This window comes from Nocardioides pacificus (genome assembly GCF_054775955.1).
Genome location: NZ_BAAHCI010000009.1, coordinates 18,210 through 43,029 on the forward strand (window position 1 = coordinate 18,210; position 24,820 = coordinate 43,029).

Consider the following 24,820-nt stretch of genomic DNA (forward strand, 5'->3'; position numbering starts at 1 on the left):
ATGCGACTCGCACACCCGTTCCAGCCCGGCGACGACTCTGCCAGCGGTGCACCTGACCCCCACGGTCCCGCCGAGGGTGAGTCGCGGTCCTTCGACCCTGAGCAGGTCCCGATGTACCCGATGGTGCGTGCGGTGATCCGTCAAACCGAGGACGGCGACCTGCAGGGCGAGGTCGACGACGTCGTCCTCGCGCGCGACACCGAGCTGGAGCCGGTCCGGCGCGCGGTGATCGACGCCGCGGCTGCGAAGGCGGCGCGCCGAATGGGGCCGCTGAAGGCCATCCGGGTCCGCGTCACCGGCACCGACGGCGCCGTGTTCAACGTGGTTGTCGACGCCGCTGGCGGCGTGCACGAGCTGAACAGCGCCGGCACTGTCAGCGGCTCACGCGGTGGATCTGCCGCGAAGCCCACCGGCGCCAAGGGTGGCGTCTCGTGCCTGATGGTCCTGGTGCTCGCGGTGTCGGTTCTGTTGATCGCAGCCCCGCTCACGGTGTTCGTGCTGAGCCGCATGGGCGGCTCCGAGGAGACCGCGCGTCCCACGTCCCCGGACCCCACCCAGCTTCCCGTCTTGGCGCCGGCCCCGTACTCGGCGGTGGCCGCATGGTCGGTGGACCTGGGCACCGAGACCTTCGCGTCGGCGACCGCGCAGGTCGTGGCCGACCCCGAGCGGGTCTACGCGGTGCGCGAGGGAGGTACCGAGGTCTCGGCCTACACCGGCAGCAACGGGCTGCACGAGTGGACCAACGACGCTCTCGACGGCTCGGTCTTGGCGGGCCCGTCACTGGTGAGCCTCGACGAGGAGGAGGCGCTGGTGGTGGCGTCCACCCAAGAGCTGCTGGCACTGGACCCCGAGACGGGCACAGAGGAGGGGGAGTGGCCTCTGAGCGGGACTCAAGGCGTGGTGATGACCTCGAGCGGGCCGCTGGTGAAGGTCGATGAGACCCACGTCCAGGTCGTGTCTGAGGGCCAGCTGGTGACCCGGGTGATCCCGGCGACCGGCACACCGGTCGCTCCGTTGCCCGATGGGTCGGTGCTGGTGGTGGGCGGTCGCGGCGAGGTCTGGAAGTCGGCCAGCGAGTCACTGGCCGGAGACCCGCAGCTCCTGGACCCGGTGGACGGCGCCGAGTTCGACTCGATTGCCGGGTGGACCGGCTCCCAGCTGGTGCTGGCCTACAAGGCCACCGACCACGCGGGCACCGACACCGTCCGCCTGGCCGCCTACGACGCGGCGAGCCTGGAGCGGCAGTGGATCTCCGGCTGGGTCCCTGCGGTGCAGGCAACCACGCAAACCGATGGCCTAGCGCTGCAGTCGGCGCCAGCGGGGGAGTGGGGCATCTACGGATCCACCGCGCTCGACCTGGCCACGGGCACCGACGCCGAGCTTCCCCAGGACTGGCAGAGCACCGCGGTGGGAGACGACATCGCGTTCGGGACCGGCGAGGGCCGTCCCCTGGTCGCGACCGCTGAGGGCGCGACCGCGGAATCACTGGGTGCGCCGCAGCCTGCGCCGTCGACCACGTTGACCGCCCCTCAGGCGGTCGCGGGGTCGGTCGGCTACCTGGTGGCCAGCGGCGGCACCAACAAGACCGTGCTGTTCGCGGTCGAGACCGAGAAGAACGGAGGGCAGCGATGAGCGAGCGACAGAATCCGTGGGAGCGAGCCGCCCAGGCCGCGATGCGAGATGCCGAGCGACCCGCGGAGCCGGAGACTCCCGCACCGGTCACCACCCCCGAACCGGTCACCACTCCCGAACCGGTGACCCCCGAACCGGTAGCCGCCGCGCCGGTGGCCCCCGAGCCCGACCCGCAGGCGCGGGTGCGTGGTGGCCGGTTCCACTCCTCACTGCGCGCAAAGCGCGCGCCGGCACCTGAGGCTGCCCGCAACCCGCTGCTGCCGCCGGCGGAGACCGAGGCAGTCGAGGACGTCGACCACGACGATGACCTGTCCCCGGTGATGGTGAGCGGCCCTGCTGAGCCCACAGGCGCACCCGCACCACTCGACCCGCTGCTGGAGGTCCCGCCCCCCAGCTTCACCACGGGGGAGCGCGGCGACGGCCTGGTCGTGCAGGTGTGCGGCCTGCACGGGGGCGCTGGCACCTCGACGGTGGCATCGCTGCTGGGCGAGGTCGCGCACGACTGCGGGACCCGTCTGGGTGGCGTGGTCGACCAGGGCACGCCGGTGGTGTTCGTGGCCCGCACGCACGCCCAGGGCCTGCTGCTGGTGCGCCGCCTCGCGGCGCAGTGGGCCTCGGGCGGGCTGGATGCCATCGAGGTCCTCGGTGTCGTCCTGGTCGACGACGCCCCGGCGCTGTCCAGGGGGCTGCAGCGCGAGGTGAAGTCGGCCGAGCGCGCACTGCCCCACGCGTGGCGACTCGGCTGGTCTGAGGACTTCCGCCACGACCCCGAGCTGCCCGGTGAAGCCAGCCGCGGGCGGCTGCGCCGGATGCGCAAGTCCCTGCTGGACAAGGCCGCAACCGCGGCCGCACACAGACACTCCCGCAGCACAGATGCCGCGCGAGCAACCCCCACCACCTTCCTCGAGAAAGGTTCCGCCTGATGATCACTCACCTCGTAGAAACTGCTCAGGTCCTCCCGATGGCGCTGCCCCCGGGCACCGAGAAGCTGGCCCTGCTGGTGGGCTGGACGACGAGCCTGGTGGGCGTCGCGTTGTTCATCGCGTTCTGCGTGATGATGGGCAAGACCGGCCTCTCCGCGCTCCGCCACGGCCAGTTCGAAGGCGGCATGGGAGCCGCTGTCGTGCTGGTCGCCGCTGTCTTCCTCGGCGCCGCTGGCGCCATCTTCGGCGCGCTCGGCATCGCCGCAGTCTGAGGCCTCGCCTGATGAGCGCCTTGTCGATGCCCCTGTCGTACGTCGACGCGGTCGCTGTTCCCCCTACTCCTAGCTGCTGTGTTCTCTCGGAAGGACGGTCGTGATGAGCGACAACGGTGCCCGTGAAGGGCTGATGGACATGGGCAAGTGGTGGTTCGCCTCTGCGGTATTCGTGCTGATCGTGGTGGTTGGGCTGGTGCTGGTGCTGGTCTCGCCCGGAGGCGACGACGAGTCCGACAACGCCGGCCCCAGCGGGGGCGAGACCTCCGAGGTCGCGACCACTCCGACCGAGGGTGTCGAGAGTGAGGGCGCGGACTCGGCGTTCGTGACGCTGCCCCAACCCACCCAGATGACCGACGGCTACCCCACGCACTACCCCCAGACCCCTGAGGGTGCGGCCGCCACGGCGGCCGCTTTCCAGGCGGCTGGGGGTGCTCTGGAGTACGACCAGATGTACGCGGCTCAGAAGGCCTACGTGACGGGGCAAGGGGACCTGCAAGGCGTCTCTGACCGGCTAGTTCTCGGTGGTCGAGAACTACTCGGCGTCCCCGCGAGCGGTCCTGTGCCTGCTGGTGTGGGGATGACGGTGGAGCTCGAGGGCGTGAAGTGGCGCGAAGTCGACGACACCCGGGTGATCGTCGCGCTGAGCACCCAGATCGACTACACCACCGCGGACGGAACTACACAGACGGTGAACTCGGCGGGAGCGGTCCCGATCGTCTGGAAGGACGGTCGCTGGTGGGCCGAGGGGGGCGCTGGGGATGCCCCGCCGGAGGAGACCTACCTGAAGCCTGGAACGCCCGAGTTTGAGGCGGCGGGGTGGAGGGTCGTACGGAACAACGACTGGCTCGGCGGCACCCAGTGAATGCTGCACTCCGGGCGTCGGTCGCACTCGTGGCTGTGCTGCTGGGGGCGCTGGTGTGGCAAGCCCCGGCGTCCGCTGGGGCGCCCAGCACGACAGGGCTTAGCGCCGTCCGAACGTCCTCGGCTGTGCCGGGGCTACCGGATTGTGACGGCCTGACCGGTGCCGTGATTCCACTCTGCGGGGTGAAGGAGGGCGTCGAGGCGGTCGCTGGGGCTGGGTCCGACGCTGTTGGCGATGCGGTGTCGTCGGTGGCTGGGGATGCGTTTGAGACGTTCGTACAGCGGTTGGCGGATGGGACGCAGACCGGTCTGCAGCATGTGTTGACGGTGTGGATGAAGGCTCCGTCTCCGGAGTTGGCGACCGGTTCGGGTCAGAGCTGGAAGAGCTCGCCGGTGATCGAGTCGTTGCATGCGGATCTGATGCCGGTGACTGCGGCGTTCGCGATCATCTCGTTTGCGTTGGCGTTGCTGCGGATCGGGATGAGCCCTGAGCGGGTGGGGGAGGGGTTGCGCGGGATCGGCCGTCAGCTCCTGGCGGTGGTGCTGGCCACGCTGCCGGCGCTGGCCATGACGATGCTTCTGCTCGAGGCCGGGGATGAGTTCTCTCCGTGGCTGGTTGAGCGTGCAGCGGGGGGCGGAACCTCGGATGGGTTCGCGACTTTGATGAAGGTGGCGATCGCGTCCAGCAACGCCGGCATCTTCCTGATCGTGTTCCTGATCGCGCTGTTGGGTTCGGTGGCTCAGCTGGCGTTCATGTACGTGCGGGGTGCGGCGCTGATCGTGCTTTTCGTGTTGTTGCCGATCGTCGCGGCCGGCTCGGCCACGGAGGAGGGCTGGCTGCGGCTGAAGAAGCTGCTGATGCTGATTCTGGGGTTCGTGTTGTACAAGCCGGTGGCGGCGATCATCTACGCCACGGGGCTCCGGTTGGTCGGCGAGAGCGGCTCAGACGACGAGATCCAGAACGCGATCTTCGGGATGGCCGTGATCTGCATGGCGGCGCTGGCGCTGCCGGCGTTCATCAAGTTCGTGATGCCGGCAGCGGGTGCAGGCTCGAGCTCGGCGTTCTCTGGCGCTGGAGCGATCGGTGCGGTCGCGGCAGGGGCCGCGGTTGTGGGGCTCGCTGGTGGCGGCGCTGGAGCGGCGGCCTCGGCGTCGGGGGCGAAGAGCACCGGTGGTCTCGGGCTGGGCGGCAGCTCGGGCGGTGGTGGTGGATCGCCCAAGGGCAGCGGAGATTCGGGCGCGCCCGCGCCGGGCGCACAGAACTCGACGCCGCAGACCTCCGAGAGCAGCGCCCCTCCGCAGCCGGAGGGCGGCACGTCTACGCCGCCGCAGGGCAGCGCGGACTCCACGCCGCCGGCGGGGAACGGGGGACAGCCGCCCGCGCAGTCTGCGAACGGGGCCAAGCCGCCCTCGGGGTCGACATCCTCCTCAACACCGCCCCAGGCGCCGCCGTCGGCGGCGCCTGGGGCGCCGTCGCGGCCGAGCCGAGGCGGGCAGACGCAGGACGCGGCACGGCGGGGCGCGGAGTCGGTGCGCCGCGCAGGCGATGACGCAGCAGAGGGAGCAGAGCAGTGATGAGTAGTCAGGTGCAGCAGACCGATCAGAGCCCAGCTCGACGTGGGCGCGAGCTGGGAATGGGGGCGGTGTCATGAGTTCGGTGTCGACCGAGGAGCGCGGGTACGGCAACCTGCGGGAGCCGAAGCTGCCAGGGCTGATGGGCCTGGGTGCGGTCCCGTCGCTGATGCTGCTGCTGGGTGCGTTGGTGATGATGGTGCTGATCTTCGCCACCAACATCTGGGTCGCAGCGGTGTGGACCGGCCTGGTGCTGCTGGCGGTGCTGCCTGAGGCGATCAAGACGCGCGACGGTATGGGCCGCTACTCCAAGTGGATCGGTGCCTGGCGGTTCAGCCGGGCGCAGAAGAGCGGGAAGAACCTGCTGGTGCAGGGGCTCACGGGGGTGGTCCCTGACGGGCTGTGCCGACTGCCTGGGGTGGCGGCGCAGGTGGGGCTCTCGGAGCACACCGACGTGCACGGGCGGCGGTTCGGGCTGCTGGAGTGGACGAAGTCGGGCCTGTACAGCGTGGTGATCCAGGCTTTCCCTCCCGGTGTGTCGGGCGCTGACCAGCACGCGATCGACCAGCAGGTCTCGCAGTGGGCGGCATGGATGTCGCAGCTGAACACCGTGGGCGACGTGGTCGGCGCCTCGGTGGTCGTCGAGTCGGCTCCCGACTCCGGCGAGCGGCTGCGCCGCTCGGTGGACCGCGGCCGGTCCCCGGAGGCACCGGCGTACTCGGTGCGGATGGTCGAGGAGATGAAGAACTCCAGCCGGGCCGGGGCGCCGGTGGTGACGGTGCGGTTGACCATCACGTTCAACGCGAAGCTGAAGTCGGAGATGGGTGAGGACACCATCACCCGCTCACGCGAGGAGATGGCGGCCGCGATCGGCGATGTGCTGCCGACGTTGACCGGCGATCTGTCCGCGACGGGCGCGGGAAGCGCGAGCTACCCGTGCACCGCGCAGGAGATCATCGACTTCACCCGGGTCGCCTACGACCCGGCTGTGGCGGAGATGGTCGACGAGGCGCAGTACCTCGGCGACGGCACGGGCCTGACCTGGGACCAGGCCGGCCCGCTGACGCACCGCGCCGGGGTGGACACCTACGAGCACGAGACGGCCGTGTCACGGACGTGGCAGATGCGTGAGGCACCGCGGGGGATCTTCTTCTCCACGGTGCTGGAGAAGCTGCTCGCCCCGCACCGCGATGTGGCGCGCAAGCGGGTGGTGCTGCTGTTCCGCCCGGAGTCGCCGACGCAGTCGGCGAAGGTCGCGGAGAACGACGTGACGGCCGCGAAGTTGGTCGCGTCGCAGAACTCGCGCACCCGTGCCGCGCACGAGCTGGCGGTGGCGGCCGCGATGAAGACCGCGCAGCAGGAGGCCCTGGGGTCTCCGCTGATCCGCGTGGGCCTGGTGGTGACGGTCACGGTGCTGGACCGCGCAGATCTGGACCGGGCCTCGCGGGTGGTGCTGTCCACCCTCGCCCCGCAGGCCAAGCTCCGGATGCGGCTGCCGCGCTGGTCGCAGGACTCGGCGTTCGTGGCGGGTCTGCCGCTGGGGATGGTGCCCCGGCACCACACCGGCCTCGATTCATTCGCTGACGGATTCTGAGAGGTCGACGACGATGGCGATGACGACTCCACCCCAGCCGGGGTTCTTCTCGACGCGGAACCTGAGCCGGCGTGAGCGCAAGGCGCTGCACGCCCCGGTGAAGGCCGCCCGCCCCGGGCGCCGCGACCGCAAGGCACCGCGCGAGGAGACCGGGCCCGGTGCGATGGGCTGGGACATCCCCGGCGGCGGCAAGTCACTGACGGTGAGCCCGGTCCCGGAGTTCCGTGGCCCCACGGTGCAGGTCTGCGGCCTGTACCCGTTCGCGGTCGGCTCCTCGCTCGCGCTGGTGGGGGCGCCGCTGGGCCCGCACCTGCACGGTCGCGGGCAGGTCTGCGGGGACCCGGTCTCGTGGTACCTGGCAGGTCTGATCCACAACCCGAGCGCGTTCGTCCTGGCCCGTCCTGGCGTCGGGAAGAGCACCCTGGTGCGACACATCGCGGGATTCCTGCCCTACAAGGGTGTGCTGCCGATCGTGCTGTCGGACTGGAAGCCCGACTACGTCGACCTGGTCCTCGAGCTTGACGGCCAGGTCATCGAGCTCAACCGCTCCAGCCACTTCGTGAACCCGCTGGACCCGGGCCCGCTGGCACTGCGCCTCGACGACGTGCCCGAGGAGATCCGCATCAAGATCCTCGCGGACATGCGGGGCCGCCGGATGAACGTGATGGAGGGCCTGTGCGGCCTCGCGCTGGGCCAACGCCTCAAGGCCCACGAGCGCAACATCCTCTCGGCCGCGATGGAGCTGTGGGACAAGCACCACCCGCGTGAGGTGCCCGTCATCGCCGACATCTTGGCCATCATCGAGGCACGGCCGGCTGAGCTGCGACGCTTCGCCCAGGACCGCGAGGACCCCGAGCGCTACGCCGAGCGCACCCAGGACCTGATCGACGCGCTGATGTCGCTCAACGGCGGCAGCGAGATCTTCGGCCGCGTCTTCGCCGAGCCGACCACCGTGGATCTGCTGCTGGACCGCGCCGTGGTGTTCGACCTCTCGGCCTTCGAGGAGATGGACCCCGCACTGCAGGCCGCGGTCCAGCTGGTGTGCTGGTCCTACGGCTCGACGGCCGTGTCGGCCTCGAAGGTCCTCTCCGATGCGGGCCTGGCGCCACGGCGTTCCTACCTGCTGGTGATGGACGAGCTGTGGCGCGCACTGCGCGCCGCGGAGTTCATGGTCGATCGCGTCGACGAGATCACCCGACTGAACCGGACCCTGGGTCTGGGTCAGATGCTCATCTCCCACGGCATGGACGACCTCAAGGTCCACTCCGAGGAGGCGACCGCAAAGGCCTGGGGCTTCGTGGGGCGCTCGGAGATCGTCTACCTCGGCGGGCTCGTGCCCGGCGAGATGGGCAACCTCGAAGAGGTGTTCGCCCTGTCCGGCAAGGACAAGGACATGCTCACCAGCTGGGCCGCGGCCGGCGAGCCGAACCCGGTCACCGGTGAGGTCGGCGCCCCCGTGGGCCGGGGGAAGTTCATCTTGAAGGTCGGCAAGAAGGCCGGCATCCCGTTCACGCTCGATCTGACTCCGGTCGAGATCGAGAAGGACGTGCACAACACCGACCGCGCGTGGAGCGACACCGCGGCCGCGATGCGCGGCACCGGAGAGGACGCGTAACCCCCGGGTCCGGGGGCACGCGGGGGCGAGGGGAGACGACGGTGTCGAGCAAGAGGCCGAACAAGCAAGGCGCGGTGAGCAACGGGGACGCGTGGGCGTTCTTCGCGGTCGCCGCGGTGGTGGTGGCAGCGGTCGGGGGATGGATGCTGGGCTGGGCATCGGCCTGGTTGGCCGGCCACGGCCAGGGCGGCCCAGGCCGCTGGCTCCTGGACCGCGGGCAGGGACCGCGGTGGTCCTCAGACGCCACGGTGTGGGCGCTCGGGCTGGGCGCAGTCGTCGGCCTGGCGCTGCTCGTGGCGGGCCGGGCGCTGAGCGGCGTGCTGGCCGGGCGGGAGTGGACCGACTCCCTGGCCAGGTCGATGTCGTCGAGGTCCGATGAGGACGAGATGACCGCCGAGGCGGTGGCCCGCGACACTGCGCGCCTGGGCTCCTCGGCCGCCGGCGTGGGCGTCAGGCTGGGGATCTCCACCCTGACCCGGCGCTGGCTCTACTCCACCTATGAGTGGTCCCAGGTCTGGATCATGGGCACCCGCGCAGGCAAGACCCGCGCGGTCGCGGTGCCTCAGCTGGTCGAGCACACCGGGCCGGCAGTGACGACGTCGAACAAGCCCGACATCGTCTACCTGACCCGCGGCCCACGCTCCGAGCTGGGCCAGTGCTGGGTCCAAGACCCCCAAGGGATCTACGGCGAAGGGGCCACCTGGTGGTGGAACCCGCTGTCGTTCGTCACGTCGCTGGACCGGGCCGAGGAGCTGGCCGCGATCTGGCTGGCCTCGAGGTCCTCAGGTGAGGTGCCCGGCGCCGAGGACGACTACTTCGGGCCGATGGGCCGCGAGCTGCTGACCGACCTGCTGATGGCCGCCGCGCTGGGCGGGGAGCAGGTCACCCGGGTCTTGGAGTGGCTGCAGTTCCCCGACGGCCGCGCCGGGTCGCCCGACCCGCAGGAGATCCTGCGCGGCCACGGCCTGGGGGCGGTGGCCGACAACATCGAGTCCAAGGTCAACGCCGCGGCCGATGAGCGCTCCGGCATCTACGGCACCGCCCGCTCGGCGGTGGGTTTCCTGCGCAACCCGGAGTATCTGCCGTGGATCACCAGCGAGCCCGGCGACGAGCGCCCTGAGTTCTCACCTGAGGCGTTCGCGGGGACCACCCAGACGCTGTACCTGCTGTCCAAGGGCGGCAAGGCCAGCGGCGCCCGGGCGATCACCGGGTCGCTGACCGCAGCGGTCTATGCGGCGTTCGAGGGTCGCGCCGAGCGCGCCGGCGGCCGCCTGGCGACGCCGGTGCTGTTCGTGCTCGACGAGGCCGCGAACGTGTGCCGGTGGCCCGAGCTGCCGTCGCTGTACTCCCACGCCGGCGGCAAGGGGATCATCCTCATCGTCATCTTGCAGTCGCGGAAGCAAGGCGAGGGCGCCTGGGGTGTCGGCGGCTTCGGGATGATGTGGTCCGCGGCCAACATCGCGTTCGCCGGCCGCGGCCTCAACGACGTCGACCACCTCGCCGACCTGTCGCGCCTGGTGGGGGACCGCCAGATCCGCGACAAGTCGGTGACGGTGAGCGGCCACGGCCGCTCGACGTCGACACAGAACCGCGACGAGCGGATCCTCTCCGAGGCCGACCTGCGGGCCCTGCCACGAGGCAGGGGAGTGCTGCTCTCGGCCGGGTCGCGCCCGATCATGCTCGAGCTGGTCGACCTGTCCCAGCGCGAGGACGCCGAGCGGATCGCGGCCAGCGAGGCAGCGTTCCGGCTCTCTAGCCACGTCGAGGACGCCGAGGACGAGACCGCAGCGGTGGCCATGACCAAGGGCGGCACGGCATGACCGCCCGCACGCAGACCGATTTCGAGGGGATCTACTCCACGCCCGACGACATGGGCGAGCCCACTGCGGCGGCGGTCGAAGACCACGACGCTCCACACCCGGGGGAGAGCAAGGCCGAGCCAGCCAGCGAGCGGCTTGTCGCGGCACGTGCCCAGGTTCGGACGACCAGGAACGCAGCCGAGGAGGCTCGGGCCGCGTGCGGTTCGGCCGAGGATGCCCTGGTCGACGCGGAGAGCGAGATCGCGGTCCTGGAGACCAAGGTCGAGGACTACGAGCGCGACGAGACCAAGCAGCCATGGGAGCGCAAGGCGGCCCGCGCTGAGCTGGCCCGCGCGCAACGTGGCTTCCGCCGTGCCGGCGAGCAGTTCGAACGTGCCCAGGCGCTGGTGGCCGAGGCCGAGAACGATGCGGAGCAGGCACACGCCGAGCTGCAGCGCGCCGAGCAGCAGAGCACAGATGGTGACGAGCCGGTGCTGCGGTTCGCCTCCGTGGCCGTGTTCGTCGAGCAGTACGTCCTTCCCAACTGGGTGCATCGGTTGGGGGAGAACTACGCCGGACGCTGGTGTGCCAGCTGGTGGGAGCACGCTGAGGCGATCACTCGCCTGGAGGCGGTGTGGGAGGCGTTCGAGGTGATGCGTCTGCAGCCGGCGCCGTCGCTGTCGACGTGGATCAGGGATCACCTGGACCCACACATGCGGTCGCTCACCGCCAACGACGGCGTGTTCTGGCGGTGCGAGGTCGCCAAGCACAAGGACGCGGTCCACGCCCAGGAGCCCCAGTGGCCGGCAATCACGCCGCCGCCGGGTCTCTTCGTCGTCGACGACACCGCGACCGTGCAAGGCCCGCCGGACCCAACAGACCTGAACAGCAGCAGCGAGGGGGAGAGAGATGAGTGACGACGACTTCGAGATGGGCCACGAGCTGGACCGTGCCCTGAGAGCGGCGGTGACGGGAGTCGCGCAGGTGATGGAGCGCTATGCCCGATCCTCGGCCGACAAGTCCCGCGCGATGGCCGCACGTGCCCGTGAGGAGTGGCTGGAGCAGCGCGACGCCGCACGTCGCGGGTACCTGCCCCTGACCCAGCCCGGTGCGGTCGAGAAGCACTCGGCCCAAGACGCCTCGAAGGCCTGGGCGGCCGCGGCCGCCTGGTCGACGATGGATCCCATCGCCCGCGACGCCGAGCAGATGGTGGCGAAGCGGATTGTCGACACCCACGGCGAGCACCCGTCGGTGCTGCTGCACAAGACCGACCTCTCCACGCTCCCATCGCAGCCACCCGCGACCAAGCTGCTGACAATGCCCGAGGTCGTCGATCTCGCGGGCAAGCACGCGCCGTTCTACTACGACCGCCACGCGGGCGTGAAGGTCTCCGGGGACCTGCCGGTCACCGACGCCGAGAAGCGACTGCACGAGGACTGGCAGCACTTCGCCGAGCACGGCGAACTGGCCGAGCGCTCACGCTGGGAGGCATGGGCAGCGCACGCCGGCGAGCCCGGTGTGATGGACCTGGACAACTGGCGGACCCCGGACGGCGAGGTCGACTCCGCCTCGCGCGACTCCGAGCTGGCCCGCGTCTGGGACGAGGGCGCCGACGAGCGCGGCCTGCGCGAGCTCGAGGAGCACCAGGCAGCGATGGCCACCGCCGGGATGGGCGACCTGCGCGAACAGGTCGCACCCGGCGATCGGCCCACCTGGCTGCCGCTGCTCGAGCAGGGCGGCTTCGACGAGGTCGACCCGACCGAGGCCGCCCGCGCGTGGCGCGATGCACGCGCCCAGGGCGCGACCGGTGACCTGGCGGCCCAGGCCGCGGCCGCGCAGCTGGCCGAGCAGATCCAACGCAAGTTCGGCCGTGACCCGAACACCTACCTCCTCGATGCGATGACCGACCGTTCCGCGGCCAACGCCGAGGCCCGCCGCACCGCGGAGGACAAGGCGCGCCACGCCGGTGAAGCCACCACACCCGTGAGCGGCCTCGATGGCAACGGGGAGACGCTGATCAGCCTGGGCAAGCCCGCCGGCGCCGCTGCTGCGGCGGCGGCGCCCGGGGAGGGTGCCGTGATCGGGCGCGAACGCGTCCTGGAGCTCAACGACCAGGCCCAAGCGTTCTTCTCTGCGAACCTGCGCCCCGGCACGCCTGGACAGAGCTACTTGGTCGAGCGGCTCGGGGAGGACGTGCTGCAGGGGCCCTGGGCCCTGGGGTACGCCCCACCCGGATGGACCCGCCTCACCGACCACCTGCGCAGGAACGGTGCAAGCGACGAGGAGATCGTCGGCGCCGGCCTGGGCCGGGTGTCGTCGCGAGGCAACGTGATCGACGCGTTCCGCGATCGAGCCATGGTCGGGATCCGCAACCCCGACGGCGAGCTCGTCGGGTTCGTCGGCCGCGACCTCTCCGGCGACGAGCGGGCACCGAAGTACACCAACACTGGCGCCACCGCGGCGTTCACCAAGAGCCAGCAGGTGTTCGGGATCCACGAGGCGGGCGAAGGCGCGCGGTTGGTCCGGACCGAGGGGCCGTTCGACGCCATGGCCACCAGCCTGGCCGGCGACGGCCAGGCCGCAGGCGTCGCACCGCTGGGCACCGCGATGTCCGATGCCCAGGCTGCGATCCTCGCCGAGCACTCCGCCGATGGCCGGGTGTGGCTGGCCAACGACACCGACACCGCTGGCCAGGCCGCCACCGAGAACGACTTCTACGCCCTCGCAAACCGCGGCGTCGACGCCCGCGTCGTCGACGTCCCCGGCGGTGACCCAGCCGAGGCCTGGCAGCAGAACCCGGTCCTGCTGCGCTCCGCTCTGGGGAACCTCGACGAAGCCCCCTCAGCCGGAGAGATCGTCCTCGAACGCTTCATCGACACCCACCGTGAGGACCTCGCCGAGGGCCACCCCGGTGCGCAGCGCGAACTCGAGGCGGCCGCCGAACGAGTCGCAGAGGTCACCACCGACCCCGTCGAGGCGCAGCTGATCCGGGCCCGACCCGAATCCCTGCGCGAGGAGCTGGTGCGCCGATCCGACGACGCACGCTCCGACGCGGTGGCCATGGACGTGGCCAGCGACCAGCTCGGCGGCGCCGCCAAGCGTGCCGACGACCCCGAGGTGGCCGAGCAGCTGGCCGCCGACGCCGCGGCGGTCGCAGCAACCAGTGATCTGACCGACGCGGCCGGAGACGACCTGGAGGACCTCGCGAACAAGCAGAGTGACTCCCAGTCCTACGACCGGGCGACCGAGTCCGATCTGGACTCCCTCAACCCCGCTACACGAGATGCCCGCATCGCCTCTGGCCACGGCTACAGCCAGCCCACCGAGGCCATGGTCAAGGAGAGCGCCCGCGGTGGTCGACCTGGGCAAGCCGCACGCCGCAACCGCGGCAACGCCAACGAGCAGGGCCGCGGCCGCGGCCTACGCCGATGAGCTGGACGGGCGGCCAGAGCCGCTCCGCGACGGCGGCTCGCGCCCCTCTCGGAGGGTCCGGACAAACCGCCGATAACCTAGATTATGTAAGTTACTCGACTTACCTGGAGTTCCTGTGAGTAGTGAACACCCTGATCTGCCCTTCTCAGAGCCCTCTCCCCCAGAGGCACTGATCGAGGTCGATCCCAGCACCGAGACGGTCACGCTCAACGGGCAAGCGCTCGTAGTGCCCGAGGGATCCGACCTGTACGTGGCCGGTATCCGCGCTGTAGCAGAGATGGCCCAAGGCCTCGGTCGGCCCGTGTGGGCCCTGGCCAAGGACCCCGCCGGGCAGACCGCCCTGGTGGTGAACCCGGACGGATCGGTCTCCGACCTCGAGGAGCTGCCAGGGGTGGACCCCTCGGCCGCCACACCGGGTATCGCGGCCGAGCCAGCGCCGGTGGAGCCCGAGGCGGCCCCGCCCAGCACACCAGTGGCGCCCCTCGAGGTGGAGCAGGAAGAGCCGGCGTCGGCTATGCCAGCTGGTGCGCCTCGACGGGCGCGGGTCGGGCCTCGCAAGGTGGTGGTGTTGGCCAGCATCGCGGGCAGCCTCGCCCTGGTGGCCACTGTCGGTTTTGCGCTCATGGTGGGCGCCGATGACGACGTCACCGAGCCCACCGCCGCGCCACGGGCGACACAGCAGTCGCCCAGCGAGCCACTCTCCGTGGCGCCCGGTGTGGCGCTCGCGCCCAAGCCCGTCGTGCGGGTGCTCGCGATCGGCGGCTTGAAGCGGCTCCAGCTGCGGGTCACCTCGAGCGAGCTCCCCCTGCGAGCACGGCTGGTCCTGGTCCGCCTCGGCGACCAGCGCGCGAAGCCGATCCAGCGCATGGCCCGGCTCACGAAGCGGGGCCAGGAGTGGACGTTCCGGGATCTCGCACCCGGCACCTATCGGTGGCAGGCCAAGGTCACCGGCGCGGACCCCGTCTCGGGACGCGTGCGCGTGAAGGCACCCGCCCCCGTGGCCCCACCTCCCGCACCGCCGGCGCCACCGGCGCCGAGCGCCCCGGAGCCGTCGTATCCCTCGACGCCGTCCTACCCCTCGACCCCGGCCCCGCCACCTCCCAGCAGCGGCGGCGGTGGCGGTGGTGGTCGCGGTCCGGACCGTCCCGTTGACCCGGGTGGTCCTGAGCCGACCGCGCCGGTCCCGAACTGAGCGGACACCAGTGATGACGATGAACCGACAAGACGGAGGAGCACGACACATGGATGCGACGAAGAGGCTGCGATCGGGACTGGCGGCCGCGATCGCGGCCGCGGTCGTGACCACGATGGTTCCGGGCGCGATGAGCCCCGCGAACGGCGCCCCGCCGAAGCCGGGCGGGGACCGGGCCTGGTCGGGCTACAAGATCCGCACCGACGGCACTGCTGACGGCGGGTGGATCGGCGCGAGGAAGGTCAACGGGAAGGTCGCCTACCGCATCGACCCCGGCAAGCGAGCGAAGAGGACCGCCTACCGCCCGGTGTGGGCCACCGCGGACCTCCCCGGCAAGCGAGCCACCCGCCGCGAGACCGCCCGTGCGGCCTACATCCTGTCCCGGTACGGCAGCTACCGCTACGCGGTGCAGTCAGCCGCCGTCGACGTGGCCATCGACCACCTCCTGGTGGGCGGACGTCACGCCCTCGGCGGGCGGGTGAGCAAGCGGCGGGTGAACCAGGCCCCGAACTCGTCCAAGATCCGCTCGTTCACCCGCACCATGCTGCGCGAGTCCGCCCGCCACGCAGGCGCCCCGAAGGTCAGCCTGAGCGTCTCTGACGCCGCAGTGGGCGGCACTGTGCGCGCCACGGTCCGAGTCCGCAACGCCAAGGGCCGCGCGCTCAGTGACACCTCTGTGACGTTGACCTTCCCGGGCGCGAGCACCCAGGCGGTGCGCACCGACCACGCCGGCAGCGCGGTGGCCACGTTCCTGACCACCAGCGCCGGCCGCCATCCCGTCCGGGCGACCGTGACCGGTGTCCCCGAGTGGCGCCTGCAGGTGCGCACGCCGAAGAACAAGAAGGCCTCGCGGATCGTGCACGCCGGCGTTAAGGGCCGCACCAGCGCGACCCAGACCGCCGTGGTGAGCGTGCGACCCACCCTTCAGATCACCGCACCAACCCAGAGCATGCGCCGCTCCCCGGTCCCCGGGTCGTTCACCCTCTCCGGGGGCCAGCCCGGCACCCGCGCCACCACCGTCCGCCTGCACGGTCCCTTCACCACCGCGGCCGCGACCACCTGCTCGACCAAGGAAGCAGCCACCGGTCAACTGACGGTCACCGGGGACGGCACCTACAAGATGCCCGCACTGACCATGACCAGCGCAGGGTTCTACACCTGGTCGGTCTCGGTCGCCGGCGACGAAGTGAACGAGCCGATCAGCGGCTGCGGTGGAGCCATCGCGCTGGCTGAGCAGCCCACCGTTCGCGTGAAGCGGCCCGACGCCACCATCAACACCGGGTCGCTGCTACGGGCCCAGGTCACCACCAGCGGCCTGCCCGCCGGCCTGGCCTACGGCGACTACGCCCGGGTCCGGATCTACGGGCCCTTCAACAACCCCGACAACATCCGCTGCACCGACCCCCAACTACACCGCCGCACCACCGCAAGGGTCGAGGGCAACGGCACGAAGTGGATGACGCCCGTCGAGCTCAACAAGCGTGGCCACTACGCCCTGGTCGTGACCCTGCCGGCGGGGACGTTCTCGACGTCCGCGGACTCGCCGTGCAAGGCCAACAACACGATCGTGAAGGTTCAGTAGCCACCTGCAAGACAACGAGGACCCCTCCTGCCGCCCAGCCAGCTTCGATCGCGTCGTGGGTGGCGTGAACCTGCATGCCTCCAGCCCTAATGCGTTCGAGGGGCATCATGAGGCTGTGGCGCAGGCGGTGGGTCCAGACGCGGCGTTGACGGTCGCGAATGCTGACCTGTCGTTCCAGACAAGGAAGCAGGCGATGGAGCACCTAAGCGGGTTCGCTCCCGCAGGTTGCGCTCGGTGAGAGCGCGGGAGACGTCACTGATGCTGCTGAGGATTTCTCCGCGCTCGGCCTCGTCTGCCGCATCGAGCGCAGCAGACGCCCGTTCGACAGCTTCTGCTTAAGGTGATCAGCCGCCACCTGAGCGCTTGCGTCCGAGGCTGAATTGTCCTGAAGCACTCCCTTGCGCCGACATCCGCTATTAGGGTCGTGCGCAGATGTCGATGAGACGTCTTGGAAATGCTAAACCAAGACCACGACCGAGAACCGGGGGCAGTTGATGTTCAAGACCGAAGCCCAGAAGACCGCGAGCGGGAACTATGACGTTCAGGCGACCTGTATCAAGCAACACACTTGCTTCAAGAAGCGAGGCGATCGGGACACCTACAAGTGCCCGTACTGCGGAAACGATGTTCCCTGATGGCTTTTCTTGCCAAGTACCTGGAGTTCGACGGTCCGACCGATTTGCTGAGGGCCTCACTCAGTCCCATAGTGGGCCGCCTGAGCGAGACTGACAACGTGCCCCACGGCTATCACGGCATGGATCACTACTGGAGTTTCTCGGTCGGAAGTCTATTGGGCGAGGTGATGGTCAAAGAAGCATCTGACAGGTTGAGCGTCGTGGTGTTCACCATGCCAAGCATGCTGCAGAAGTCGAAGGCACGCGGATTGTTGGACCAGGTGGCGTCAACTCCCAACGCCCAGGCCCACCCCTTTCCCGGAGGTAAGGGTGGACTGTTGACCTTCGTCTGACGCGGCGCCACGAGGGACGACACAAAACCGGCTCTTCCCAGATGAGGGTGTAGCGGGCGCTGGCGCGGCGTTCCCGGGATAGACGTCGAGGTCTCCCGAGGATGGAAGTTCTCACGCTCACCATCTGGAAGACCCTCGACGTGCCCGACGCTACCGTCGGCGACCGCTCACGCGCGTTCGCCCACCCCGATCTGACCGCACGAACACCACCGGCCCGGACCCTACCGACTCCCGGGGTGTGTCAATCGGCACCACCGCAACGCGCTCACCTGCAAGGACGCCGACGAACACACCGGTCCACGATCAAGTGGCACGAGTCGGGTCCGATGCGCCCGTCCTTACCGCCTTAGCGTCATCGTTGGCTTCTCGTACCTCTTCATGACGTGCACGGTCGTAGCTGCGCCCCCATAAGGCCGATGCGATCGGCGGGGCAACCACTATCGATTTCCCTTCGAGCGGTTGTGCGGCACGCAGAGCATCTCGCAGTTGTTCAGCTCGGTGCCCCCGCCCCTGGACCACGCCTTGACGTGGTCTGCCTCCATCTCTCCCAGGGGCCAGATGCGAGTCTGATTCGCGTTGCTGCCCGCAGCACAGCCTGGACAGTTCGAGATGCCTGCCGTTCTCGCAGCCGTTGTCTGCCGCTGGTAAGCGGCACCCTTGGTGGGCTCGTCGAAGAGCCGGACCGCGAGCAACTGAGTGTCGACTTCACCGCCCAGCACGTACTCGTAGATGTTCTTTCGATCCTTGACGTAGTGGTCGCCACGAAGTTCGTTGACTCGAACGTCGATCTTCGCCGAGTCGTAGGGCGTCGAGTGGTATCGCTCGTAGAGCCGCCCCCACTGCAGACCGCGCATCTCCTTGTCCGGTGGGCGGATGAAGACAGTGCCGGCCCAGTCGATCACAGAGGTGAAGTAGGACTTGAGCTCGTTGATGGCCGTGTCGCTACGGTGCGCAGCAAGGTACGAGTCGACGGTTGTACCGCGAGCCGAAGAGACCCAGTCCAGGGCCACCGCAAGTACTTCCTGCCGTTTCGGGTCGCCCTTGATGTACGTCGACCACTTCTGCATGTTCGCGTTTTGAGAGTTGCTGAACTCAATCTTGGCGAGGGTAACGAAAGAGCCCGAGTAGACCGCGTTCAGAACCTCTTGGGTGTTCAGCGGCTTACCTGAGATGTTGATCGTGCGGAACCAGTCCTTGATCTCCTTCTCGGTTCCGTGACACTCCCAGACGAGCAGATCACTGTTCAGGATCGTCGCCTGATCCTCGGGTGGCAGAGATGAGAAGGTCTGCTCCCTGCCGTCCTGCTTGATCGCGAACTTGCCGGTGACGAAGCGGCCGACGCTGGTGATCCTCTGTTGCCCGTCCAGGACTTCGAGCTTGTCGCCGACGACGTTGAAGTAAATAAGCCCAAGCGGGTAGCCCTTGAGTAAGGAGTCAATGACCGCGACGTCCAGTTTGCCGTCGTCGTAGATGTAGTTGCGCTGGTACTCAGGCTGAATCACAAGCCTGCCGGCCAGGCCGAACAGCCCCTTGCCCTCGAACTCGTTGTAGATGAACCCATCTACAACGTCAGAAACGCTGTATCGCTTCAAGTCTGTCTTCATGCCGTGGTCTTCCGTTTGATGAAGAGGCGCTTGTAGATGCGCTTCACCGGATAGCCCACGTCGAAGTAGGTTCCGGATCCGAACGACTCCGTCCGGACGAAGCACCCAAGTGTCCCAGTCTTTGACTTGGTATGTACGCCATCCACGACCTTCTGCTTAGGCCCGTACGTCCTAGTCGGCTTGTAGTCCCCCTCGCTGCTGCCGACGATCTCGAACTGGTCAGGGTTGTACTTGTCCAGGAACGTGATGGGAACACCCATCATGCCGTCGTGGTCGCTCGGGATCGCGTCCACGAACGGCACCTCGATGGCGGGGAAGTTGTCGTAAGGCGGGTAGCCGCCGCTGCGGATCTCCTTGTGCTTGCTGTACTTGAGGTTGTCCGCCTTCGTCATGAGCTGCAACGGCTCGTGCCGCCGCCCATGATCGATGTTGGTAAACCAGCACGCGTTCCCAAGGCGGGTGTAGTCGCGGGTCTCATCTGCTGGGTACCCAAGCCGCTCGGCCTTTGCTGCATCGCTCGCCGCTATATCGGCTCCCTTCGGCACGCCGAAGACCATGTCCGTCGCGTTGCCCGTCGCGCCCTTCCAGAGCTTGTTCGCCATGATGTGCGGGAAGACTTCGTTGTAGGTGATGGCGTTGTTGCTGCCGATCACGGCGTACTTCCTGCCGCCGCCAACCACCCAAGTCATGAACGGACGGAACAGGCTGAAGGGCGGGTTCGTGATCACGAAATCGGCCTCGTCCCGAAGCGCAGTGACCTCATCGCTCCGGAAGTCGCCGTCACCGTCGAGGTAGGACCATCGGAGGTCGTCGATGTTGATGATTGCGTCGCCGTTGACGTCCTTGGGCTCCAAGACGAACAACTTGCCGTTGGCGTGCGTTTTGTTTGGATCGAACTGCGGCGCCTCGATCTCGAACAGCGTCGGCTTGTAGTCCACTACTGCCGGATTGCTGTCTGGTGCGTAGGAGGTAGAGATCAACTTCTTGATGCCGTAGTCGACGAAGTGAAGCGCGAAGAACTTGGCGAAGTTGCTCCACTCAGGGTCGTCACAGGGGAGCAGGATGACTTTGTCTCGGAACACGTTGGGGTCGAACTCGAGGTAGGCGTTCATCTCCCTCTCGATATCGGCCCACTGCGTGTAGAACTCGTCGTTCTTCGCGGCCTTCGCTGCCCCTAGGTGGCGGTTGTTTCCCTCTGTAGGCACCTGCGAACCCTAGTTGAGCGGGAAGGGCGCGTCAGACAGGTGGTCACGACGTCTCAACATTCGCACACGTGTTCGAGTTTGGGTCGTTGCCTGGCCACCCAGCAGGCGTGAGAGCTGGCTGATCGCGGAGACCAACATGAACACGCTGGCTCCGCGTGATCATCGCTGGGGGGCCATGGAGGGATACCCGTTCGCAGCCATCCCGCACGCCGTCAGCCATAGACTCACGGCGTGGCAGACAAGAAGAAGGTCTTCATCAGTTGGTCGGGCGACTACACGAAGGCCGTAGCCATCATCCTCAAGGAGTGGCTCGAGGAGCTGTTCGACCAAGTCGAGACGTTCGTGTCGGATCGTGACATCGAAGCCGGCGCTCGGAGCCTCAGTGTGATTGAGGGGCAACTGAAAGACACCTCGTTCGGCATGATCCTCGTGACCCCCGAGAACATGGGCAGTCAGTGGATCAACTTTGAGGCCGGAGCGCTGTCGAAGGAAGTCGCCGACAGCGACGCGCGCGTTGTACCGGTGCTTTTTGGTCAGCTAGACACGCCTGCCAAACTGACTGGGCCGCTCGCTCAGTTTCAGGCCAAGGTGTTCGACAAGCAGATGCTCGACGTGCTGAGCACGCTCGGCAGGCTCCTCGGTGTCAAGGAGGACGTGGTCAAGCGTCGGTATGACCGCACGTGGGAAGACGTCAACAAGCGCGTCGCTGCGATCGAGGTCAAGGAGAAGGCGGCTGACTCTTCGGAGGAGAGCGTCCGGCCTGTCGAGGACATGGTTGAAGAGACGCTAACGATCGTCCGTGAACTGCGCCGACGGACTGTCGGCACGCGCGCCAGGACGGGGATGACGCTCAAGGAGTTCGGCGACAGGGCAGACAACTTCCTCAAGCGCATGGGAGTCGAGTCCAAGACTGCGACGGATCACGAAGGGCGGCTCGTCTTCGAGCTTCACGGCCCGACGCAGGAGGAGGAAACCCAGTTCAAGGCGTTCATCGTCGAGCAGGCTGACAAGTACCAGCTTGAAGGACTGTTCAGGATCGACGTCACACCTTTCTGACCCGACCTGCAGGCATGCTTGGCCGCGGATCGTCTGCCGACCTGGCACCAGGTCGTGGAGCTCGTGCACCGGCTGCGCCGCCACCACCTGGACAGGGCCACCGCTCACATGCGCCGAGTGGAGATCGAGGTCGAGGCCGTCAAGAACGACTTGAGTTCGCCCTCGACGAGCCCGCGGCCGAGCTGGGCCACGACCTCCTCACGTTCCGTTCCTACAGCCGAACGGATGAGACCACCCTCGCCAGTGCCCTACGCGGACTCGAGGACTGCGTGTGGAGGGTCAAGCGCTACGACGACGCAGCTCGAAGCCTGCGCGCGCTCGGGCAGCATCAAGTCGACTGACGCCGCCCACAGCGTCACGGCCTGGGTCCTCTCCCCCGGCCCTTCTTCAGCGACTCGTCCGGTCCGCTTGGAGGCTTCACACTCGGTGTCGCGCTCGGTGCATCTGGCGCGGTGCGTGGAGCGTCGCCGCGTCCGTGTGCGGCGATCTCTGCTGCACGTCGGGCGTCCTCTGTCATCGGCGTCTGCTGGGTCTCGGAGTCGGTGCCGGCCGTGCGTTCGAAGCTCTCGCGTAGGAGCCGCTCGGATGCCCGCTCGGTGCGTGCGGGTGCAGCGACGGAGCCGGCGCCTGGCGCGTCGGCGACGGTGGTCTGCAGGTACTCCTCGAGGCGCGTGAACGACGCGGTCACGTCACGCCTGAGGGCGTGTGCGGCGAGGAGTTCGCCGCGGGCTTCCTTGGCCTGGCGCATTGTGTCGGCTGCGCGGTTGATCTGCTGGACCACTGCGAGCCAGCCGCGGTTGCGGTTAGTGCCGCCGGCCCGCAGTGCGAGCTGCACGTGACGTGTCGCAACCTCCGCACCGCTGAGCCCACGCGGGACGCTCGGCGCACCGTAGGGCGTCCGGTTCGATCGCTCAGCCAGTGCCTGCCGTGCGAGTGCATCTGCTGCACGTCCTGCGTCCGGGCCGAACCCTGCGGCGCGGCCGTTGGCACCGACCCCGACAGGTCGACCGGTTGCGAGCACGGTCGCTGTGCCGGCAAGGCTCTCCTGCGCGTTGTCCCAGGCGGCCTTGTCGTTCAGGTCGAGCTGCGCGAGTTCGTCGTTGAACCGTCCCAGCTCGGCGGCCGCGCGCTCGAGCTGGTGCGGCACGTCGCGGGTCGCGACCAGCGGGTCGAGCTTGGAGGCGTCACCGCGCCACAGCTCCAGTGCAAGCTGCTTCGTCTCGGGGGTTTCCTCGGTCCATCCCGGACGCAGTTTCGACAGCGTCAGGTCGCTGGCCAGCTTGCTCGCGGGGAACGCTGCTCCCCCGTCCAGCGACACCGTGTAGCCGGTCACGGTCTCGGCTCCCCCAGGTGCCCAACGTGCGGCGTTGATCTCCACACCGGGGTGGCTCAGGACGGCGTTGATGAAGCCGGCTTCGGTCGTCGACTGTGCGGCCGCTGCGCGCACGATGCGCTGCAGCTGGACGCGATCAGGGATCGCGGAACCCTCGGTCTTGGCGGCGCGATCGCGCGCCATGTTGTGCTCGGCCGCGGTGTAGCCCTTGATCGTCGGCGCGTTCTCCTGGCGGTCCTGGTCGTGCAGTGGCGTGACAAAGTCGAGCCGCTCGAGGACGTCGCGACGCACCTGCTGCGAGCGGCGGCCGGTGTTGCCGGTGTTGACCGTCGAGCCGTCGCGCAGCGTCGTGCAGACAACGACGTGGATGTGGTCGTTGCCTTCGGTGCTGACACCGTGGTGGACCGCCATCCACGATGCATCGGGGCGGCCTTCTTGGCCAACGAAACCCATCCCGCGGACGTACTCGTCCGCGACTCTCTGCCACTGCTCATCGCTCAGTTGACCCTCGTCGCGGTGCAGCGACAGTGCCGCGTGGAACACGTGCGCCTGGCCCGGCACAGCGTCCTCACCGCTGGCCAGGTTCGCGCGACTCACGCCCGTGGCACCCTGTCCGGCCACCGCCAGCTCCGGGACGTACTGGCGACGCCAGTTCATCTCCACAATCCGGCCCAGCTGGGTCGCCTCACGCATCGACAGCGCAGCACCGCCCCACTCGGCGTGCAGCTCCACGCTGCCCGCCACCAGGCGCTGGTTGGTGTGCTCGTTGGCCTTGCCGGGACCGAACAGGTAGCGCGTCAGTCCGGCCGCGTCCTTGCCCATGTCAAGGACGCGAATGATCACGCGTCGTCCTCGGGCTGAGGGACGAAGCGGTGCAGGTTGTCGATCTCCGAGCGCAACTCGTCGATCGCGCGCTCGAACGTGCGCAGGCTGTAGTCGAGCTGGGCCACGTTGACCCCGTCACCGAAGTTCACCGCGCGCGCGACCTGATTGAGGTTGTTGGCCGCATTCGCCAACAGCCGACGTGCACCAAGCATCCCCAGCACGACCTCTTCCAAAGCCACCGCGCTCTGCGCCGAGCCCGCAAACAATGCGCGCTCGTACAGCCCCGGCACACTCACCCCTAGGTGCGCGGCCATCGCCGTCACCCGTGCCCACTCTTCATCCGTGTGACGGATGACGGTGCGGTGAGGGCGAGCGCCGCCGGCGTTGCGCTTGCGCCGCCGCTGCGCGATCCCCCGGCCACCCGGACCTTCGCTCTCGGTGGCCACTCCCCCACCCCCATCCAACTCGGGCCGCGCCGCTCAGCGACCCGACTGCTTATGGTGCTGGGCCGCGCCAGCGGCCCGGTAAAGGCACCATAAGACACATCTTGCTCCCGCCACAAGATCGCCGTAAGCACGTCACGGCCGCTGTGTGGCGGACCGGCTCACGCCGGTGAGCAAAGAGGAGGAGGGGTAGACCTCGCGCGAGGCCGGTGTCGCCACCTAGAGTCGCGGCCATGGACACCGACTCGGGTATCGAAGACAAGGCACGCCAACTCCTCGAAGGCCGGATGGAGAGCGTGCGCGCTCTGACCGCCTCGACCGCGAACCTCGACCAAGCACGCGCCGCAGTCGAGGCAGCCGAGAAGACCATGGCCGACGCATGGACCGGCGCAACCAAGGCAGGCTGGAGAGACAGCGAACTGCGCCAGCTGGGCTTCACCAGCCCGAACGCGAAGCGCCGCGGACGCGGCACGACGACACCGCGCCGACGCACACATCCCACAGATGGAGCAGACCGCGACTCCAGCGGCTAGCTCGACGCGAACCGGCAGGGACTAAGCGTGCCCGGGCCCGGCGGTCGGCACGGGTACCCGGGCCAGATTGACTCGTGGACTCGTCCGCGAAGAGTCGCTTCCAGGTCAGTCAGCTAGACCGTCCCCAAGCGGTACCGAGGACCGCGCGTCGGCAGGTGCGTCAAGCACGTGTCCTCGTGCACTCAGTAGGAGCGAGTCTGCGGGCTTTGTGTCCTATGTCCATCCGTCGCACTAGCCTCACGCCATGGAACTAGCCGCGCTATGTATCTCGATTGTCAACGGCCAGCTTCTGGTCCCCGCTGGTGGCCAAGTGGAAGTCCCCACTCTCCGTCGGTTCTTCAGGTGGTCTTGATGCGGGTTCCTCCGCTCTCTCGGGC

Annotated in this window: 19 protein-coding genes; 15 read left to right on the forward strand and 4 right to left on the reverse strand. The window is 68.6% G+C overall.

Features of this window, described 5'->3' with window-relative positions; translation table 11 throughout:
- The 13 genes from ACYU7L_RS13505 (at position 1) to ACYU7L_RS13565 (ending at position 17,444) form a co-directional block, all read left to right on the forward strand.
- Positions 1 to 1,632 carry a hypothetical protein gene (locus ACYU7L_RS13505; protein WP_460797455.1) on the forward strand — a complete coding sequence of 544 codons (1,632 nt, stop codon included), beginning with the start codon at positions 1 to 3 and terminating at the stop codon, positions 1,630 to 1,632.
- Entirely contained in the window at positions 1,629 to 2,555 is a 927-nt protein-coding gene (locus ACYU7L_RS13510; protein WP_460797457.1) for a DUF6668 family protein, read from the forward strand. The genes ACYU7L_RS13505 and ACYU7L_RS13510 overlap by 4 nt, the downstream gene beginning before the upstream one ends.
- The gene (locus ACYU7L_RS13515) at positions 2,555 to 2,827 is read left to right on the forward strand and encodes a hypothetical protein (RefSeq protein WP_460797459.1); all 273 of its coding nucleotides are present in this window, start codon (positions 2,555 to 2,557) and stop codon (positions 2,825 to 2,827) included. Before ACYU7L_RS13510 ends, ACYU7L_RS13515 begins: the two co-directional genes overlap by 1 nt.
- 103 nt (positions 2,828 to 2,930) lie before the next feature.
- On the forward strand, positions 2,931 to 3,692 hold the full coding sequence (locus ACYU7L_RS13520; RefSeq protein WP_460797461.1) for a hypothetical protein: 762 nt from the start codon (positions 2,931 to 2,933) through the stop codon (positions 3,690 to 3,692).
- A gap of 182 nt (positions 3,693 to 3,874) precedes the next feature.
- A complete protein-coding gene (locus ACYU7L_RS13525) occupies positions 3,875 to 5,266 on the forward strand; it encodes a hypothetical protein (protein ID WP_460797463.1) in 1,392 nt (463 codons plus the stop codon).
- Positions 5,267 to 5,339: 73 nt separating this feature from the next.
- The gene (locus ACYU7L_RS13530; RefSeq protein WP_460797465.1) at positions 5,340 to 6,857 is read left to right on the forward strand and encodes an SCO6880 family protein; all 1,518 of its coding nucleotides are present in this window, start codon (positions 5,340 to 5,342) and stop codon (positions 6,855 to 6,857) included.
- 19 nt (positions 6,858 to 6,876) lie between these two features.
- Positions 6,877 to 8,472, forward strand: coding sequence for an ATP/GTP-binding protein (locus ACYU7L_RS13535; protein ID WP_460797467.1), 1,596 nt, complete (start codon positions 6,877 to 6,879; stop codon positions 8,470 to 8,472).
- Between the two features lie 74 nt (positions 8,473 to 8,546).
- Entirely contained in the window at positions 8,547 to 10,292 is a 1,746-nt protein-coding gene (locus tag ACYU7L_RS13540; protein ID WP_460797469.1) for a type IV secretory system conjugative DNA transfer family protein, read from the forward strand.
- Positions 10,289 to 11,188: a DUF4913 domain-containing protein gene (locus ACYU7L_RS13545; protein ID WP_460797471.1), complete on the forward strand. Its 900-nt coding sequence runs from the start codon at positions 10,289 to 10,291 to the stop codon at positions 11,186 to 11,188. Before ACYU7L_RS13540 ends, ACYU7L_RS13545 begins: the two co-directional genes overlap by 4 nt.
- A complete protein-coding gene (locus ACYU7L_RS13550) occupies positions 11,181 to 13,703 on the forward strand; it encodes a toprim domain-containing protein (RefSeq protein ID WP_460797473.1) in 2,523 nt (840 codons plus the stop codon). The genes ACYU7L_RS13545 and ACYU7L_RS13550 overlap by 8 nt, the downstream gene beginning before the upstream one ends.
- 277 nt (positions 13,704 to 13,980) lie before the next feature.
- Positions 13,981 to 14,895, forward strand: coding sequence for a hypothetical protein (locus tag ACYU7L_RS13555; protein ID WP_460797475.1), 915 nt, complete (start codon positions 13,981 to 13,983; stop codon positions 14,893 to 14,895).
- A 49-nt stretch (positions 14,896 to 14,944) separates the two neighbouring features.
- Positions 14,945 to 16,477, forward strand: a complete 1,533-nt coding sequence (locus ACYU7L_RS13560) for an Ig-like domain-containing protein (protein ID WP_460797477.1) — start codon at positions 14,945 to 14,947, stop codon at positions 16,475 to 16,477.
- A gap of 634 nt (positions 16,478 to 17,111) precedes the next feature.
- A complete protein-coding gene (locus tag ACYU7L_RS13565; RefSeq protein ID WP_460797478.1) occupies positions 17,112 to 17,444 on the forward strand; it encodes a hypothetical protein in 333 nt (110 codons plus the stop codon).
- Positions 17,445 to 17,881: 437 nt separating this feature from the next.
- On the opposite strand, the gene ACYU7L_RS13570 is transcribed toward ACYU7L_RS13565, so the two are convergent.
- On the reverse strand, positions 17,882 to 19,048 hold the full coding sequence (locus ACYU7L_RS13570; RefSeq protein WP_460797480.1) for an HNH endonuclease family protein: 1,167 nt from the start codon (positions 19,046 to 19,048) through the stop codon (positions 17,882 to 17,884).
- On the reverse strand, positions 19,045 to 20,253 hold the full coding sequence (locus ACYU7L_RS13575) for an adenine-specific methyltransferase EcoRI family protein (protein ID WP_460797482.1): 1,209 nt from the start codon (positions 20,251 to 20,253) through the stop codon (positions 19,045 to 19,047). The genes ACYU7L_RS13570 and ACYU7L_RS13575 overlap by 4 nt, the downstream gene beginning before the upstream one ends.
- A 231-nt stretch (positions 20,254 to 20,484) precedes the next feature.
- Here ACYU7L_RS13575 and ACYU7L_RS13580 point away from each other — a divergent pair, with 231 nt between their 5' ends.
- Positions 20,485 to 21,309 (forward strand): TIR domain-containing protein, encoded by an 825-nt coding sequence (locus ACYU7L_RS13580; RefSeq protein ID WP_460797484.1) that lies wholly within the window; start codon positions 20,485 to 20,487, stop codon positions 21,307 to 21,309.
- A 355-nt stretch (positions 21,310 to 21,664) separates the two neighbouring features.
- Here ACYU7L_RS13580 and ACYU7L_RS13585 read toward each other — a convergent pair whose 3' ends face one another.
- Positions 21,665 to 23,485: a relaxase/mobilization nuclease domain-containing protein gene (locus ACYU7L_RS13585; protein ID WP_460797486.1), complete on the reverse strand. Its 1,821-nt coding sequence runs from the start codon at positions 23,483 to 23,485 to the stop codon at positions 21,665 to 21,667.
- Positions 23,482 to 23,913, reverse strand: coding sequence for a hypothetical protein (locus ACYU7L_RS13590; RefSeq protein WP_460797488.1), 432 nt, complete (start codon positions 23,911 to 23,913; stop codon positions 23,482 to 23,484). Before ACYU7L_RS13590 ends, ACYU7L_RS13585 begins: the two co-directional genes overlap by 4 nt.
- A gap of 230 nt (positions 23,914 to 24,143) precedes the next feature.
- Between ACYU7L_RS13590 and ACYU7L_RS13595 the strand changes: the two genes are divergently transcribed.
- Positions 24,144 to 24,443: a hypothetical protein gene (locus tag ACYU7L_RS13595; protein ID WP_460797490.1), complete on the forward strand. Its 300-nt coding sequence runs from the start codon at positions 24,144 to 24,146 to the stop codon at positions 24,441 to 24,443.
- Positions 24,444 to 24,820: the final 377 nt, after the last annotated feature.